At 41.6% G+C, this 2,430-nt stretch carries 2 protein-coding genes; both read left to right on the top strand.

The features are described from left to right. Positions 1 to 242: 242 nt before the first annotated feature. Positions 243 to 584, top strand: a complete 342-nt coding sequence (locus OCI93_RS20750) for a hypothetical protein (protein ID WP_261627238.1) — start codon at positions 243 to 245, stop codon at positions 582 to 584. A gap of 87 nt (positions 585 to 671) precedes the next feature. Beyond that, positions 672 to 1,646 carry a transposase gene (locus OCI93_RS20745; protein ID WP_261627237.1) on the top strand — a complete coding sequence of 325 codons (975 nt, stop codon included), beginning with the start codon at positions 672 to 674 and terminating at the stop codon, positions 1,644 to 1,646. The last annotated feature ends 784 nt before the right edge of the window (positions 1,647 to 2,430 follow it).

The following is a 2,430-nucleotide window of genomic DNA, read 5'->3' as shown; positions in this document are numbered from 1 at the left end:
ATTCGGTAGCGCAAAATGTGGGGTTTGAAGAAGACTCAGTGGGTAATAACCGCTTAGCAGGCAGCTATTACATTCATAGCGGCGGGCAATACTTAGGCGAGCTAAGTAAGTCGGGTATTAACAAAAAATAAACTAGACACCCACTTTTATTTGCTATAGTTAATCATCATGTTGAATCAGCAGCACGCCAGAAATATATCAGTGAAACAGGCCAAAAGCTCAGTGCTCACGCTCAAGCTAAAGTGAACCAGCAAGGTGCGAAAAACCTAAATCAAACCTTGGCTGATGCACAAACGAGCATCAATGCAACAACACAAAGTACACTGGGGATGTTGCAAGCATCTCAACGAGCCAATACGGATGCACAGTTTGCGGCAGATGAGGCGAGACGAGCTTCGAGGCAGCAAGGAGTGGTTGATAGCGCAAATGGGTTGAGTGCTTCATTGTCATCACAAGCAAGCACACTAGAAAGAAGGCATCTTAATCAGATGGCTAATACTCAAGCAAGTGCAGGTGCTGCTTCTGCAAAGGGCGTAGCGCGTGGTGAAGCGATGTATGCTGCGGGTGTAAGAAACCGCGAGTAATAATAAACAAGACACCCACTTTTATTTGCGCATTTTTTGTTCATCGCCTATCTTTTATCTATCTGGTCAAAAAGGTAGGCAGCTAACATGGCGACGGCACGTAAAAGACAGGTGAGTTTGGTTGATACAAAATACTATCACTGCATTTCACGGTGTGTTCGCCGTGCTTTTTTGTGTGGTGATGATACGGTAACAGGTAAAAGTTATGAGCACCGCAGGCAATGGGTAGAAGATAAACTACTAGCGCTAGCCAAAGTATTTTGTATTGATGTGTGTGCTTATGCAGTGATGAGCAATCACACGCATATTGTGTTGTATGTGGATGATAAAAAAGCCAAGCGACTGAATGATAAAGCCATACTTATTCGTTGGCACAAATTATTCAAAGGCACGCTGCTTACACAAAAATATCTACAAGACGATAAGCTAGATAAGGCGCAACAATTCTTTTTAAATCGTACCATTGCCGATTATCGTAAACGACTGGCGGATATAAGCTGGTTTATGCGCGTACTCAATGAAGGTATCGCCAGAAAAGCCAATAAAGAAGATAACTGCACAGGCCGATTTTGGGAAGGGCGTTTTAAATCTCAAGCACTCCTAGATGAAGCCGCACTGGCAGCCTGTATGGCGTATGTTGATTTAAATCCCATCAGAGCGAAGATGGCAAAAACACCAGAAGACTCTGAGCACACCAGCGTTCAAAAGCGAATTAAATCAGCCAAAGACGCTAAACAACCCAAACAACTTGCTCGCTTTGCAGGCAGCCCCAGAAAACACATGCCCAAAGGGCTACCCTTTGAGTTAAAGTCATATTTAGAGTTAGTTGAGCTAACAGGGCGTTGTATGCGAGAAGACAAACGCGGGCATATAGAGCAACGCACTCTTCCACTCCTAGAGCGACTAAACATAGCACCTGAAAACTGGTTAAAACTCACCACACAATTTATCAAAGTGTTCAAAGGGGCGGTAGGGCGACCCAATAAGCTTGATGGCTACTACACACATTTAGAAGTAAAACGGCGAACCGGCATCACTCAATGTGAAAAGCTATTCGCATAACTTACTCTATAACCGAAAACACCAATCATGCTGACAAAGTAGGCAAAACCGCGACTAATTTTTTGTAATTACCATTCAAAACCTCGGATAAAACTAAAAATAGTAGTAAATATGTACTTTTGGCATAGAAATATCAAAGGTACTGGATTTGCATGTCCATTGTTTGATAATTTAATAATGGCTGTCTAGTTTAGTTGTATACCAAAGTGTTCAAAGGGGCGGTAGGGCGACCCAATAAGCTTGATGGCTACTACGCCCATTTAGAAGTAAAACGGCGAACTAGCATTAGTCAATGTGAAAAGCTATTTGCTTAACTTACTCCATAACCCAAAGAACTTAAGCACAATCATGCTGACAAAGTAGGCAAAACCGCGACTAATTTTTTGCAATTACCATTCAAAACCTCGGATAAAACTAAAAATAGTAGTAAATATGTACTTTTGGCATAGAAATATCAAAGGTACTGGATTTGCATGTCCATTGTTTGATAATTTAATAATGGCTGTCTAGTTTAGTTGTATACCAAAGTGTTCAAAGGGGCGGTAGGGCGACCCAATAAGCTTGATGGCTACTACGCCCATTTAGAAGTAAAACGGCGAACTAGCATTAGTCAATGTGAAAAGCTATTTGCTTAACTTACTCCATAACCCAAAGAACTTAAGCTGTACTAGCTCAGACTTGATCTGACAGTTACCCGTTTTTTAATCGGTGACTGTCAGTCTAGATTTGAGCTAAATTTTTCTCAGCCCAGATCAATTTTCCATCTAATAAAGTTTCCAATGGC

The organism is Pseudoalteromonas holothuriae (genome assembly GCF_945859825.1).
Taxonomy (GTDB): domain Bacteria; phylum Pseudomonadota; class Gammaproteobacteria; order Enterobacterales; family Alteromonadaceae; genus Pseudoalteromonas; species Pseudoalteromonas holothuriae.
The sequence above is the reverse complement of the archived record's forward strand: the minus strand, read 5'-3'. Positions and strand labels throughout refer to the sequence as shown.